This window comes from Pseudonocardia xinjiangensis, from assembly GCF_012911925.1.
Lineage (GTDB): Bacteria > Actinomycetota > Actinomycetes > Mycobacteriales > Pseudonocardiaceae > Pseudonocardia > Pseudonocardia xinjiangensis.
This window is the reverse complement of sequence record NZ_JAAXKY010000083.1, coordinates 19,511-32,823: the sequence shown is the minus strand read 5'-3', so window position 1 is coordinate 32,823 and position 13,313 is coordinate 19,511. Positions and strand designations below refer to the sequence as shown.

Here is a 13,313-nt window from a genome sequence, read left to right as displayed (position 1 = left end):
CCGCAACCCGCGTCCCACGTTGGCCCCGATCCCGCTGGTGCGCCGCAACCCGGCCCCGCCACCGGTTCACCCGGAAGGCCCCCTCGGGGAACAGGCCACCGAGCCTCCGGCAGCCGAGCCTCCTCCCGAGCGGGTCCTGCATCCCGCCGAACCCGTCGACCCACCCCACCCGGCACATGAGGAAGCCCGCAACGGCGACCCGTCGCGTGAGTTGGGCGAGAGACCTGCCTTCGACGCGCTGAACGACCCCCTCAGCGGGCCGCTGCGCGAACCGCTGCTGGCACCGCTGCTCGATCCGACGATCGACAACGACCCATCGGTCCCTCCCGCGACCAGCACCCCGGGCGACGTCGGCGCCATCGACGTCGCGAACAGCGACCCCGCAGGCAGCGAGACCGTGGACGAGGCCGCGGCACCCGCCAACCCGGCCGGCAGCGACGAGCCGGCGGACAGCGCACCCGTGGGCGCCAACACCGTGGCCGACGACCCCGACCTGGCGCGCGAGCAGGACGACTGGTCGTCCGAGTGGCTCTCGGGATCGTGGGCTATGGCGCCGTCGGACCTCGCCGAGGAGCCGAGCGCCGACGCCGCCGTGGCGGAGGACGACTCCCCCGAGGCGGCACCGCCGCCCGTCGAGCTGGATCGGCGCGAACCCCGGCCGGCGCCCCGACGCATCCCCCGGCACCGCTACGCCGACGAGAACCCCGAGCAGGGCAACCGGGCAGCGGAGCCGGCTTCCGAGCCCACCTGGGAGGAGACGGACCGGCCCGCTCCCGAGCCGGCACCGGTTGCCGAGACCCGTCCCCAGGACGCTCCGGAACCGGAACCCGTCGCGGGGGCGGCCGAGCTCGGGCTGCGCCCGGAGTCGCTGGCGCGGCTCAGCGATGAGGATCGGCAGCTGCTCGCCCGGCTGCAGGCCGAGCTCTCGGAGGGGCGCAGGCCGCGCGTGGTCCGCCGGGCCGGAATCGCCAACGGCTCGGGTTCCAACGGCTCGAGCAGCAACGGCCACAACGGCACGCCGCGGTCCGACCCACCCGATCTGGCCGGCTGAGACCGTCAGTCAGACTGCGGCGGCGCGGACCTGTTCCACGAGCTCCTGCAGCCGCAGGCCGCGCTCCACGCCGAGCTCCGGTGCCGGACCCGAACCGGTGACGGCGGCGACGAGCTCGTCGAGCAGCGACGCGTAACAGGTGCGCGCGTCGGCGACGCGGCCGGCGAGCCGGTGCGACACCCCTCGGCCGAACACGGCGAACTCGGTCTCCGTGGGATCGATGGGCAGCCGCATCGACATCGTCACGGTGCTCTGGGCCCCGCCCTCGTGCACCAGGCCGAACCGCCACAGGTCGGGCTGGTCGTGGTGCGCCCAGCCGACCGATGCGACCGGGCCGACGGCAGCTTCGAGCATGTCGATCACGTGCGGGCCGACGTCGAGCAGCGCGCCGTTCTCGATCCGCCACGCCGATGTGGAGTACGGGCCGCCGAGCAGCGCTCCGGACAGCCAGCGCGCCGTCGCCACCGTGCCCGGACCGGCCGGAACCGACGGGAGGGCGGCGAGCCAGTCGCGCACGGCTGGGGCGTGGCGCAGCGTCAGCACCATCGAGGAGTGGACCCCCGCCTGCTGCACGGCGGCCACCACCGCACGTGCGTCCTCGACGGAACCGGCGAGCGGCTTCTCGCAGATCAGGTGGCGCCCCGCGGCGGCGGCCCGCACGGCCAGCTCGCCCTGCACCTGCGGCGGAACGGCGAAGGCGACGACGTCGACGTCCTCGAGGAGGTCGACGAACCGGGTGTGCGCACGGGCGCCGAGGTCGGCGGCGAGCTCATCGGCCACCTCCGGTCTGCGGGTCCAGACCGCGGTGATCTCCGCGGCGGGGTGCGCCGCGAGCGCGGGCCCGTGCACCGTCCGGGCCCAAGGGCCACCACCGACCAGGCCAACGCGCAGCTGATCCACGGGACCCATCCTGCCCGGCCCCGGGTTAGTGTCCGTCCATGCCCTCCGAACCCGTCGTTCCGAGGCCCGCGGCGACCGTGCTGCTCGTGCGCGACGCCCCTGCCCCACCGCCCGGGCGCGCTCCCCTCCAGGTCTTCCTGCAACGGCGGGTGGCCGAGATGGCCTTCGCGAGCAGCATGACGGTCTTCCCCGGCGGAGGGGTCGACGCAGGGGACCGTGCCGGGCTCGCGTCGTGGGCCGGCCCGGACCCGACGTGGTGGGGCGAGCGGCTCGCGTGCGACACCGAACTGGCCGGTGCTCTCGTGCAGGCCGCGGTACGGGAGACGTTCGAGGAGTGCGGCGTGCTGCTGGCCACCCCGCAGCTCCCGGCCGACCTGCAGCGGCACCGGTCCGACCTCGTGGCCCGGCGGCAGACGCTGGGGCAGATGCTCGCCGAGACCGGGCTCGTGCTGCGCGCCGACCTCCTCCGGCCGTGGGCGCGCTGGATCACGCCTCCGGCGGTCAAGCGCCGCTACGACACCGTCTTCTTCGTCGCGCTCGTCCCGGACGGCCAGGAGGCCGACGCCCACACGACGGAGGCCGTCGAGGCCGCATGGTGGTATCCCGCCGAGGCGCTGGAGCACTGGCAGCGCGGGGAGATCGAGCTCATGGCCCCGACGATCCGCACGCTGCAGGAGATCGCCGAGCACCCCGACAGCGCCGCGGTGCTGGCGGCCGCCGACGAGCGCGTGGTGCGGCCGGTCACGCCGGAGGTGCGTCGGGAGGGCGGGAAGGTCGTCGTCGTGCTGCCCGACGATCCCGGCTTCCAGCTGGACGTGGAGCGCATCGTCCCCGGAGGGAGCGCGTGAGCCACCCGGCGTACGGGGAGCTGCGCCCCGTCACGGCACTGGCATCGGTGCTCCTCGCGGAGAACCCGTCGCCGATGACACTGGAGGGCACGAACACCTGGGTGCTGCGCGCTCCCGGCGCGCAGGAGTGCGTCGTCGTCGATCCCGGTGAGGACGACGAGGAGCACCTGGCGCGGGTCGCGGCCCACGGCCCCGTGGCGCTGGTGCTCCTCACTCATCGCCACCACGACCACGCGGGCGGGGCGCGGCGCTTCGCCGAGCTCACCGGGGCACCGGTACGGGCCCTGGACCCGTCGCTCGTGCTGGGCTCGGAGGCGCTCGGGGACGGTGACGTGGTGGCGGCCGCCGGCGTCGAGCTGCGGGTGGTGGGCACGCCGGGACACACGTCGGACTCGCTGTCGTTCCTTCTCGACGGGCCGGGCGACGCCACCGCCGTCCTCACCGGCGACACGATCCTGGGTCGCGGCACCACGGTGATCGCGCATCCCGACGGCGCGCTGGGGCCGTATCTCGGTTCGCTGCGACGGCTCGCCGAGCTGCCCGAGGGCACGACGGTGCTGCCCGGGCACGGCCCCGACCTCCCGGACGCCCCCGCGACGGCCGCGACGTACCTGGCCCACCGCGAGCAGCGGCTCGACCAGGTCCGGGCGGCGCTGGGGCGGCTCGGGCCGGACGCCACGGCGCAGCAGGTGGTGGAAGTGGTCTACGCCGACGTCGACCGGACGCTCTGGCCCGCCGCGGAGTGGTCGGTGCGGGCGCAGCTGGAGTACCTGCGCGCGGAGCGCTGAGCCCCGGTCAGGCAGGCACCGAGGCCGGCTCAGCCGACGGGGCGAGCGTGGCCCGGCGCAGCCAGAGCACCACGGCGAGCAGCGCGCCGGACGCGCCGCCCGCGAGGAAGGCCGCGGGCGGGCCGGCGGCCTCCACCACGAAGCCCGCGAACGACTGTCCTGCGGCGAGCCCGAGCGTGGCGGCGGTGATCACCCAGCCGAAGGCCTCCGACGCCGTCCCGGCCGGGGTGGCGATCTCGACGGCCATCGAGTGGGCGGTGACCTGCGGGGTGATGACCGCTCCGGCCAGGAGCATCGTCACCACGAGCACGGGCAGCGACTCCAGCGGGCCGGTCAGCGCCATCATCGCGACGAACACCGCGAACACGCCGAGCAGCACCGGCATCCGCAGGTGCAACGGCCGCGGCCATGGCCGCATCCCGTAGATCACCCCTGCTACCACCGAGGCGACCGACCACGCCGACAGCAGCAGGCCTCCCATGGGGGCCGAGCCCGCCGCGGCCGTCACGGCGGGTACCCCGACCTCGACCGTGCCGACGACGAGCCCGAAGCCCAGCGACGCGAGCGCAACGGTGCGCATGCCGGGCCGGGCCAGCGCACCGAACAGACCGACGGACGAGGCCGGCTGGTCGCCGCGGTCTGCCATGGCGGCGCTCCGGGCCCGGACCGCGGGGGTGAGGGCGAATCCGACCGAACCCACGGCCATCAACGCGACAGCGACCACCACGCCGGTACCGGGCCACGGGGCGGCCACCAGGAACGCGGCGATCGCCGGCCCGAGGATGAAGAAGACCTCCAGGCTGATGGCCTCGTAGCCGTAGGCGGTGTCGCGCAGGCGGCCGGGCGGGACGAGGTCGCTCCACAGTGCCCTGGACGCCCCCGGGAGCGCGGGCTGCACCAGCCCGGCCACCAGGGCCAGCGCCACGAGCACCGGCAGCGGCTGGCCCGTCTCCACCGCGGTCACGAGAGCGGCGCCGGCCACCCCGAACAGCACGGCGACGAGCAGCAGCGGCCACGTGGGCCCGCGCCGGTCCATCACCCGGCCCTGCACCACCGCGCCGATCCCCTCCCCGGCCAGGATGCCCGCGGACACGAGGCCCGCGGCGGCGAACGAGCCGGAGGCCCGTTGCACGTAGAGCAGGGTGGCGAGGCCGAACATCGCGATCGGCAGGCGGCCGATCGCGGAGGTGAGCACCGGGCCAGGAGCGCCCGGAGCCGTCAGGACGATTCGGTAGTCGGCGAGGGATGCGGACGAGGACGACACGCGCACCAGCGTGACACATTCTGGTACGTCCGTACCACTTCTTTGTTCCGCACACGAAAAAGCGCTCCCGGCGGGACGCCGGGAGCGCTCGATCGACGGACCATTACCGGGCCCGGCGGGCCAGCCGCTCGGGCTCGAGGATGAGCACGCTCTTGCCCTCGAGCCGCAGCCAACCCCGGTGTGCGAAGTCGGCCAGAGCCTTGTTGACCGTCTCCCGGCTCGCGCCGACGAGCTGCGCGATCTCCTCCTGGGTGAGGTCGTGGGTGACGCGCAACAGACCCGACTCCTGCGACCCGAACTGGCGCGCGAGCTGCAGAAGCGACTTCGCCACCCGGCCCGGCACGTCGGTGAAGATCAGGTCGGCGAGCATGTTGTTGGTGCGCCGGAGCCGCCGCGCGAGCACGCGCAGCAACTGCTCGGCGATCTCGGGCCGCTTCCCGATCCACTCCCGCAACGCGCTGCGGTCCATCGTGTAGGTGCGCACCTCGGTGACCGCGGTGGCCGACGACGTGCGCGGCCCCGGGTCGAAAATCGACAACTCTCCGAACATGTCGGAGGGCCCGGCCACCATCAGCAGGTTCTCGCGACCATCGGGCGACTTGCGCCCGATCTTCACCTTGCCGCTGCCCACGATGTAGAGCCGATCGCCCGGCTCGCCCTCCGCAAAGATGACGTGTCCCCGTGGGAACTCCGCCGGCTCGAGCGCTTGAGCCAGGGCGTCGGCCGCGTGCGGCTCCACTCCCTGGAAGATCCCCGCGCGGATCAGAACCTCGTCCACTGCACCGCCCCTCGTCCCGGCCGCTCGCACGCGGCGGACCACTGGCGCGCCAGTCTAGGGGGTGCGTCAGACGCGCGTGCCGTCGCAACCGCCCTTCCGTGGGCGCCGCCAGGAGGTTTCGTCACCTATAAGCCCAGTTCAGTACGGTTCGACCGGTCCCAGGTGGAGCCACGGACGGGTCACGCCGCCTTGCTGCGCTTCGGCGACCGCCGCCCCCGCTGGTTGCGGTTGCGCAGGCGGAAGAGCTCGAGCGCCCGCCCGGTGCCCTGCCTGAACAAGGCACGGACCTCGTCGGGGCGCGGTCGTTCCAGGAGCTCCTCGAGCTCCTCCGGCCGGACAGTGGCCTCCCGTAGCTTGGATTCGACGCGCTCCATTCCGAGCGCGAAGAACATCACCAGCAGTGGCACGAGGACGGACAACCAGGCAGTCATGACGGGTGGATGGTCTCGCACGGGTGACGGGGACCGTCGCGCAGGGGTCGAGCGCGTCGGCGTGTCGATACCACTTCGTGATAATCGCAGTCACGGTGCGTCACGAGCGCTTGCTGACCGGCGCCGTCGCAGCGTGTCGGTGGGGCGCCGTAGGCTCGAAGCGTGACCACCGCTTCGCGGAACGCGGCACGCCTTGCCAAGAGGGTGGCCGACGGGGAGCCGTCCCTCGGCCGGGCCCGGCGGGTCGGACGGATGCTGCGCACCCTTGCCGCCACCCATCCCGACGCACACTGCGAGCTCGACTTCCGCACGCCGCTGGAACTGGCCGTCGCCACGATCCTCTCCGCACAGAGCACCGACAAGCTCGTCAACTCGGTGACCCCGGCCTTGTTCGCGCGCTACCCCACGGCACTCGACTACGCCAAGGCCGACCGCACCGAGCTCGAGGGGCTGATCCACAGCACCGGCTTCTTCCGGAACAAGGCCAGCTCGCTCATCGGGCTGGGAGCCGCCGTCGTCGAGAAGCACGACGGCGTGTTGCCGCACACCCTCGCGGAGCTGGTCGCCCTCCCCGGCATCGGCCGCAAGACGGCCAACGTGATCCTGGGCAACGCCTTCGACGTCCCGGGCATCACCGTCGACACGCACTTCGGCCGTCTCGTGCGGCGCTGGGGCTGGACCCAGGAGGAGGACCCGGTCAAGGTCGAGCACGCGGTGGGAGCGCTCGTGCCGAAGCGCGACTGGACGATCGTGTCCCACCAGGTGATCTTCCACGGCCGCCGGGTCTGCCACGCCCGCAAGCCCGCGTGCGGTGCCTGCACCCTCAGCGCCGACTGCCCCGCCTACGGCACCGGCCCCACCGATCCGATCAAGGCCGCGGCACTCCTCAAGGGCCCCTCCCGGCCCCACCTGCTCGCCATGGCCGGCATCCCCGACGACGAGGCCCCCGCGCCCGAGCCGACGGGCGAGGGCCAGGACGCACCATGACGCGGCTCGACCACGGGCTCCACCACCGGCACGACCGCCAGGCGTGTCGGTGAGTCCCACGCGGACCGGGGCCCGGCGGTCCGAGCTGGTCACCACGCTCGTCGTCGTACTGCTGGCAGCGGCAGCCGTGTTCGCGCTGTGGCCGCGCAGCGGATCGGAGCGGCCCTCGCCCGCACAGGATGCGGCGGGACCCACGGCCGTCTCGGTCCCCGACTCCGAGCTCGCGCCGCTGCGTGCCGCCGCCCGCAGCGCACCGTGCCCCACAGGTGGCGGCGCTCCGGCTGCCGGTCCACTGGCCGGCGTCACCGTCCCGTGCCTCGGCGCGCCCGGCTCCGTCGACGTCGGCACGGCCCTCGCCGGCCGTCCGGCCCTCATCAACGTCTGGGCCTCCTGGTGCGGGCCCTGTCGTGACGAGCTGCCCGCGCTGGCCGCCTACGCCGCCCGGCCGGGTGCCGTGCCGGTGCTGGGCATCGACTCCCGGGACGACCCGCGTGCCGCGCTGGCACTGCTGCGCGACATCCGCGTCACGATCCCGTCCGTCACCGACCCCGACGGAGCACTGCGCGCCGCCCTCGACATCCCGCCCGCGCTGCCCGTGTCCTACGTCGTGCGTGCCGACGGCAGCGTCACCCGGGTGGACCCGCCCGTGCCGTTCCGCAGCGCCGACGACGTCGCGGCGGCCGTGGAGCGCCTGTCGTGACGATGAAGGAGACCAGGCCGTGACGACCCTGCGGCCCGACCGCGCCCCGGGCTGGCTACACCCGCTGCTGGAGAACGTCGGCGACGCCGACGCGGCCACGCTGACCCACCACCACATCCGGCCCCCCGCTTCCGGCGGGCGGCGGGCAGCCGTGCTGGTGCTCTTCGGCGAGGATCCGGTGCACGGTCCCGACGTGCTGCTCGTGGAGCGGGCGAGCACCCTGCGCAACCACGCGGGTCAGGTTGCCTTCCCCGGCGGCCGCGCCGACCCGGAGGACCGCGACCCCATCGCCACCGCTCTCCGGGAGGCCGAGGAGGAGACCGGCGTGGAGCCGGCCGGGGTCGCACCGCTGGCCGTGCTGCCCGAGCTGTTCATCCCGCCGTCCGGCTTCGTCGTCACCCCGGTGGTCGCCCACTGGGAGCGTCCGGTCGCGGTGCACGCCGTCGACACGGGCGAGACCGCAGCCGTCGTGCGGGTGCCCCTCTCGTCGCTGGTCGAGCCCGCCAACCGGCTCCTGGTCCGTAACCCCTCAGGTACCAGCGGTCCCGCGTTCGCCGTTGCGGGGCTGCTCGTCTGGGGTTTTACGGGGGGCTTATTGTCCGCTCTGTTGGATCTGGGGGGCTGGGCGCGCCCCTGGGACACCTCCCGGATGGACGATCTGGGCACAGCGTGGTCCGCGGCACGGGCCGGTCGGCAGGAGGTCGCAGGATCATGAGCGCGGTGCCCCGGGCAGCCGGGCGGGACGCGCGCACGCGAGGTCGCACAACGGATGACCCCGCGCGCGACTCACCGATGCAGCGCCTTGGCGAGGCCCGGCGATGAGTTGGGTCGACGGGGTCGTACTCGGGCTGGCGCTGATCGCGGCGGTGTCCGGGTGGCGCCACGGCATGGCGGTGGCTCTGCTGTCGTTCGTCGGCGTGCTCACCGGCGCGGTTCTCGGGGTGCGGCTCGCGCCGTTGCTGGCCGCAGGCGTGGAGGCGCCCACCACGCGCGTCATCGTCAGCGTCGTCGTGGTGGTGCTGCTGGTCGCGCTCGGCGAGACCACCGGGGTCTTCTTCGGGCGGCGCATCCGCGACCGGATCACCGGCCATCGTTCGCTGCAGGTCGACTCCACGCTGGGCTCGGTGCTGCAGGCCTTCACCGTGGTCATCGCGGCGTGGCTCGTCGCGCTGCCGCTGGCCTCGGCCAGCTTCCCCGGCCTCGCCTCGGGGGTCCGCGGGTCGGAGGTGCTCCGGGCCGTCGACTCGGTGATGCCGGCCGGGGCGAAGGCGCTGCCTGCCGAGCTGCGGCAGCTGCTCAACAACTCCGGCTTCCCCGACGTCCTCAGCCCGTTCGCGGAGACGCCGATCACGGAGGTCGGTCCCCCCGACCCCGCCATCGCGCGGAGCCCCATGATCGAGGACCTGAGCAGCAGCGTGCTCAAGATCCGCGGTCGCGCCCCGTCCTGCGCGCGGCAGCTGGAGGGCACCGGGTTCGTGATCGGGCCCCAGCTCGTCCTGACCAACGCCCACGTCGTCGCCGGCACGTCCGAGACCGGCGTCGAGGTGGTCAACAGGCGCGGGCGCACGGTGGAGCTCACCGCCGAGGTGGTGCTCTACGACCCCCGGGTCGACCTCGCGGTGCTGCGGGTGCCCGATCTGGACGCGAAGCCGCTGACGTTCGACCCGAAGCCCGCCTCTCCGGGCAACGACGCCGTGGTGCTCGGCTATCCGCTGGACGGCCCGTTCACGGCCACGCCGGCCAAGATCCGGTCCATGATCAACCTCAAGGGCCCCGACATCTACGACGACGGCGAGGTCACCCGCGAGGTCTACACGGTCCGGGCCGTGGTCCGGTCGGGCAACTCCGGTGGTCCGCTCGTCGCGCCGGACGGCCGCGTGATCGGTGTGGTCTTCGGCGCGGCGCTGGACGACCAGGAGACCGGCTTCGTCCTCACCGTCGACCAGGTGGCGCCGGTGGTGCAGGCCGCGGGCAACCTGCGCTCCGAGGCCGACACGGGTAACTGCGCGGCCTGAGCCCCGGCCGGGGCGGGCGGCTCAGCCGATCGCGGTGACGAACCCGTTTCCGCTGCCGATGACGAGGGCGCCGTCGGCGGTCAGCGCGGGATAGCTGTCCACCGGACCGCCGAGGTCGACGTCGAAGAGTTGCCTGCCGTCGCCGTCGAAGCCGTAGGCGTGCCCGTTCTGGCCGCCGAAGTAGAGCCGGTAGGCGCGGTCGACGATCGTCGAGCTCCAGATCTGTCCCGGGACCGGCCCGTAGCGGGCCGTCTCCGCGCCGGTGCGGACGTCGAAGCCGTGGACGACCCCGCTGTGGTCGGCCACGTACGCCAGTCCGGTCGCGGTGACCGCCGGGGACGAGTAGGTGATCACCCTCGGCGCCTTCCACAGCAGCGTGCCGTCGGGGCGGTACGCCCACTCGTTGCTGCCGTTCGTGCCGAGCAGCGCGGTGCCGTCCGGCGCGAGGCCCGCGGACACCTCGGTGATGTCGTCGTGGGGGTCCGACCGCCACGCCACGCGGGCGGACGCCCCCTGGTCGGCGAGGGCCACGAGCGCCGAGTTAGCGGTGGTGTAGATGCGGCCCTTCCCGTCGGTGACGACGGACCCGTACGACGTCGTCCCCACGTTCACGTGCCAGGCCACCCGGTGCCCGTCGGGTGCGGAGACGTCGAGCGCGGTGACGGTGCCGGACGAGTCGCCGACGTAGACGCGTTTCCCGTCGACGGTGACCGGCGAGGTGACCTGGGCCGCGAACGGCTCCGACCACAACTGCTGCCCCGTGGAGGAAAGGGCGATCAGGCGGTTGTCCGCCGGGAACAGCACGGTGCCGTCCGGCAGCACCAGCGGTGAGATCGACAGGTCACCGCCGGAGGGCGTACCCGAGTCGTACGTCCATCGATCGGTCCCGTCGACCGGGTTCAGGGCGTGCAGCACACCGCCGTTGGAGGCCACGAAGATCGTGCCGTCGGCCCCCACGACGGGCCCGGGAGTCACCGCCCCCTCCAGCTTGCGCCGCCACCGCACCGCGCCGTTCGTGGGTCCGTCCGCCGTGGACGCCCCCGAGTGCCGGGCGTCGTGCAGGGCGGACGGCCACGGCGCCCAGGACGGCGTACCCGGTGCTCCCGCCGGCAGCACGATCTTCGCCGGCGGGGCTGGCGGCGGGGGAGCCGCCGCGGGCGCGGCACAGGAGGCGAGCGCCGACACCGCGACCAGCGCCGCTGCGCAGGCCGAGAACCGGGAAAGAGCCATGGCTCGACGCTACGGATCAGGAACGACGGCTCCCGGGTTCTCCGGCTTACCGGTCGCGAACAGATCCCGGCGGCACCGGCCGTCCCAACGAGTGAGGTCGACGTGGTGGGGGTTGGCCGTGGCTGCGGCCCCGCTCACGTCGACCTCGCCCGTTCCAGGGCCCGGGCCCTCTCCGGTCAGACGTCGCGGGTGATCGTCTGGTCCCGGCCCGGCCCGACGCCGATCGCGCTCACCGGCGCGCCGGTGAGCTCCTCGATGCGGTGCACGTAGGCACGCGCGGCGGCCGGGAGATCGTCGAACGTCCGGCACCCCGAGAGATCCTCGAACCAGCCGGGGAGCTCCTCGTACACCGGCAGGGCGTGGTGCACGTCGGTCTGGGTCATCGGCATCTCGTCGATCCGCTTGCCGTCGACCTCGTAGCCCACGCAGATCGGGACCTTGTCCAGGCCGGACAGCACGTCGAGCTTGGTGAGGAAGAAGTCGGTGATCCCGTTGACCCGCGCGGCGTAGCGGCCGATCACGGCGTCGAACCAGCCGCAGCGGCGGGGCCGTCCGGTGGTGACGCCCACCTCGCCGCCCGCCTTGCGCAGGTGCTCGCCCATGGCGTCGAGCAGCTCCGTGGGGAACGGGCCCGAGCCGACGCGCGTGGTGTAGGCCTTCAGGATCCCGATCACGCGGGTGATCCGGTTGGGGCCGATGCCCGAGCCGACCGCGGCGCCACCGGCCGTCGGGTTCGAGCTGGTGACGAAGGGGTAGGTGCCGTGGTCGACGTCGAGCAGCGTGCCCTGCGAGCCCTCCAGCAGGATCGTCTCCCCCGCCTCGAGGGCCTGGTTGAGCAGGAGGCGGGTGTCGGCGATCCGGTCGGCGAACCGGCGGCCGTGGGCGAGCACGGTGTCCACCACCTCGTCGACGTCGAGAGCGCGCCGGTTGTAGACCTTGACCAGCACCTGGTTCTTGAACTCCAGGGCGGCCTCGACCTTCTGGTGGAGGATCTTCTCGTCGAGGACGTCGGCCACCCGGACGCCCACGCGTGCGACCTTGTCCTGGTAGGCGGGCCCGATGCCGCGGCCCGTGGTGCCGATCTTGGCCTTGCCCAGGAACCGCTCGGTGACCTTGTCGATGGCCACGTGGTACGGCATGATCAAGTGCGCATCAGCGCTGATGAGCAGGTTGCTGGTATCCACGCCGCGGGCTTCGAGCCCGGACAGCTCGTCGAGCAGCACCCCCGGGTCCACCACCACGCCGTTGCCGATCACGTTGCGCAGGCCGGGCGTGAGGATCCCGGAGGGGATCAAGTGGAGGGCGAAGTCCTGGCCGTCGGGCAGCACCACCGTGTGGCCTGCGTTGTTGCCGCCCTGATACCTCACCACCCACTGCACCTGTCCACCGAGGAGGTCGGTGGCCTTGCCCTTGCCCTCGTCGCCCCACTGGGCGCCGATCAGCACGATCGCCGGCATGTGAAACTCCAGTCCTAGCCACCCGTAGGTGGATACAGCGAGCGCGGCGCGTGCCCCATCACCGCGGCGGGGAGGGTAACCGATCTGGTGAGCACGATCGATTCAACAGTGGTGCTGCTGGCCTGCTCCGACGACGGTCAGGTCACGCGGCTCCCGGTCCACAGTAGTGGGCACCCCTCGGAGGTGCCCGTGGTCGCACTGCCTGCCCGGCCGGACCGCACGGCGATCGACCCCGTCCTCGCCCAGCACGAGCCGCGCCGGGTCGTCGTGGCGGGCACCGACGCCGACCTCGCCGCCGTGCTGGTGCGGCTGCTGCGCACCGACCGGCTGGCCGTCGAGGTGGCGTATCTGCCCTCGGGGCCGTCGGCCGCAGCCACGGCGTGGGGCCTCCCGAGCGGGGCGGAGGCGGAGCGGCTCGCCCTCACCGGCACGGCGTCGTCCGTGCCGCTCGTCCGGGACGACGGGGGCGGGGTGCTCGTCGGTCGCGCCGAGATCCGGGACATCGACGGCGAGTGCTACTGCGACAACGTGCTGGTGCTGCGTGGCACCGCCCGGCGGCTGGTGGTCGTCGCAGGCCCGGACGGGATCGCCGTCCGGGCGGGCTGGACCGGACGCACCCCCGACGGCCGCGTGCGGGCCGTGGCGCCACGGGCCCCGCGCGGACGGGGCTCCGCGCTCGGCCGGGCGGTCCAGGTGGGCTGCCGGCCAGCCACCGTCGTCAGCGACGGCGTGGCGCATCCGCGTGAGGTGCCGCGCTGGACCTGGTACCGGCACATCGAGAACTGGCTGCTGGTGCGTCCCTCGACCGGGTGATCAACGCCGTTCCCCGAAACGTGATCGAACCGTGGCGTTAACAAAGCCGGA

At 73.5% G+C, this 13,313-nt stretch carries 13 protein-coding genes and 1 pseudogene; 8 read left to right on the top strand and 6 right to left on the bottom strand.

Going from position 1 to position 13,313, the window contains the following annotated elements; translation table 11 throughout:
- Positions 1-1,051 (top strand): annotated as a pseudogene (locus HF577_RS23045) (hypothetical protein); the annotation flags it as partial.
- A gap of 9 nt (positions 1,052-1,060) precedes the next feature.
- Here the strand turns inward: HF577_RS23045 and HF577_RS23040 are convergent.
- On the bottom strand, positions 1,061-1,951 hold the full coding sequence (locus HF577_RS23040) for a Gfo/Idh/MocA family protein (RefSeq protein WP_312859313.1): 891 nt from the start codon (positions 1,949-1,951) through the stop codon (positions 1,061-1,063).
- Between the two features lie 38 nt (positions 1,952-1,989).
- On the opposite strand from HF577_RS23040, the gene HF577_RS23035 reads away from it, so the two are divergent.
- On the top strand, positions 1,990-2,799 hold the full coding sequence (locus HF577_RS23035; protein ID WP_169398013.1) for an NUDIX hydrolase: 810 nt from the start codon (positions 1,990-1,992) through the stop codon (positions 2,797-2,799).
- Entirely contained in the window at positions 2,796-3,587 is a 792-nt protein-coding gene (locus HF577_RS23030; RefSeq protein ID WP_169398012.1) for an MBL fold metallo-hydrolase, read from the top strand. The genes HF577_RS23035 and HF577_RS23030 overlap by 4 nt, the downstream gene beginning before the upstream one ends.
- A gap of 7 nt (positions 3,588-3,594) precedes the next feature.
- On the opposite strand, the gene HF577_RS23025 is transcribed toward HF577_RS23030, so the two are convergent.
- From HF577_RS23025 to HF577_RS23015, 3 genes are all read right to left on the bottom strand, one after another.
- Positions 3,595-4,851 (bottom strand): MFS transporter, encoded by a 1,257-nt coding sequence (locus tag HF577_RS23025; RefSeq protein ID WP_312859312.1) that lies wholly within the window; start codon positions 4,849-4,851, stop codon positions 3,595-3,597.
- Between the two features lie 103 nt (positions 4,852-4,954).
- Complete coding sequence (locus HF577_RS23020; RefSeq protein ID WP_169398011.1) at positions 4,955-5,629, bottom strand: Crp/Fnr family transcriptional regulator; 675 nt, start codon at positions 5,627-5,629, stop codon at positions 4,955-4,957.
- A 179-nt stretch (positions 5,630-5,808) separates the two neighbouring features.
- Positions 5,809-6,060 (bottom strand): hypothetical protein, encoded by a 252-nt coding sequence (locus HF577_RS23015; RefSeq protein WP_169398010.1) that lies wholly within the window; start codon positions 6,058-6,060, stop codon positions 5,809-5,811.
- Between the two features lie 252 nt (positions 6,061-6,312).
- Between HF577_RS23015 and nth the strand changes: the two genes are divergently transcribed.
- From nth to HF577_RS22995, 4 genes are all read left to right on the top strand, one after another.
- Positions 6,313-7,047 carry an endonuclease III gene (gene nth / locus HF577_RS23010; protein WP_169398023.1) on the top strand — a complete coding sequence of 245 codons (735 nt, stop codon included), beginning with the start codon at positions 6,313-6,315 and terminating at the stop codon, positions 7,045-7,047.
- A gap of 49 nt (positions 7,048-7,096) precedes the next feature.
- Entirely contained in the window at positions 7,097-7,747 is a 651-nt protein-coding gene (locus HF577_RS23005) for a TlpA family protein disulfide reductase (protein WP_312859311.1), read from the top strand.
- A gap of 19 nt (positions 7,748-7,766) precedes the next feature.
- Entirely contained in the window at positions 7,767-8,462 is a 696-nt protein-coding gene (locus HF577_RS23000; protein WP_169398009.1) for an NUDIX hydrolase, read from the top strand.
- Between the two features lie 103 nt (positions 8,463-8,565).
- The gene (locus tag HF577_RS22995) at positions 8,566-9,762 is read left to right on the top strand and encodes a MarP family serine protease (RefSeq protein WP_169398008.1); all 1,197 of its coding nucleotides are present in this window, start codon (positions 8,566-8,568) and stop codon (positions 9,760-9,762) included.
- 21 nt (positions 9,763-9,783) lie between these two features.
- Here HF577_RS22995 and HF577_RS22990 read toward each other — a convergent pair whose 3' ends face one another.
- Complete coding sequence (locus tag HF577_RS22990) at positions 9,784-10,992, bottom strand: outer membrane protein assembly factor BamB family protein (RefSeq protein ID WP_169398007.1); 1,209 nt, start codon at positions 10,990-10,992, stop codon at positions 9,784-9,786.
- A gap of 176 nt (positions 10,993-11,168) precedes the next feature.
- Positions 11,169-12,449, bottom strand: coding sequence for an adenylosuccinate synthase (locus HF577_RS22985; protein ID WP_169398006.1), 1,281 nt, complete (start codon positions 12,447-12,449; stop codon positions 11,169-11,171).
- Positions 12,450-12,536: 87 nt separating this feature from the next.
- On the opposite strand from HF577_RS22985, the gene HF577_RS22980 reads away from it, so the two are divergent.
- Entirely contained in the window at positions 12,537-13,262 is a 726-nt protein-coding gene (locus tag HF577_RS22980) for a hypothetical protein (protein WP_312859310.1), read from the top strand.
- Positions 13,263-13,313: the final 51 nt, after the last annotated feature.

Bases quoted from the DNA above. Each gene is read 5' to 3' on its own strand.
- HF577_RS22990 (WP_169398007.1), bottom strand. From the start codon at position 10,992: ATGGCTCTTTCCCGGTTCTCGGCCTGCGCAGCGGCGCTGGTCGCGGTG.
- HF577_RS23015 (WP_169398010.1), bottom strand. From the start codon at position 6,060: ATGACTGCCTGGTTGTCCGTCCTCGTGCCACTGCTGGTGATGTTCTTC.
- HF577_RS23035 (WP_169398013.1), top strand. From the start codon at position 1,990: ATGCCCTCCGAACCCGTCGTTCCGAGGCCCGCGGCGACCGTGCTGCTC.
- HF577_RS22985 (WP_169398006.1), bottom strand. From the start codon at position 12,449: ATGCCGGCGATCGTGCTGATCGGCGCCCAGTGGGGCGACGAGGGCAAG.
- HF577_RS22995 (WP_169398008.1), top strand. From the start codon at position 8,566: ATGAGTTGGGTCGACGGGGTCGTACTCGGGCTGGCGCTGATCGCGGCG.
- nth (WP_169398023.1), top strand. From the start codon at position 6,313: ATGCTGCGCACCCTTGCCGCCACCCATCCCGACGCACACTGCGAGCTC.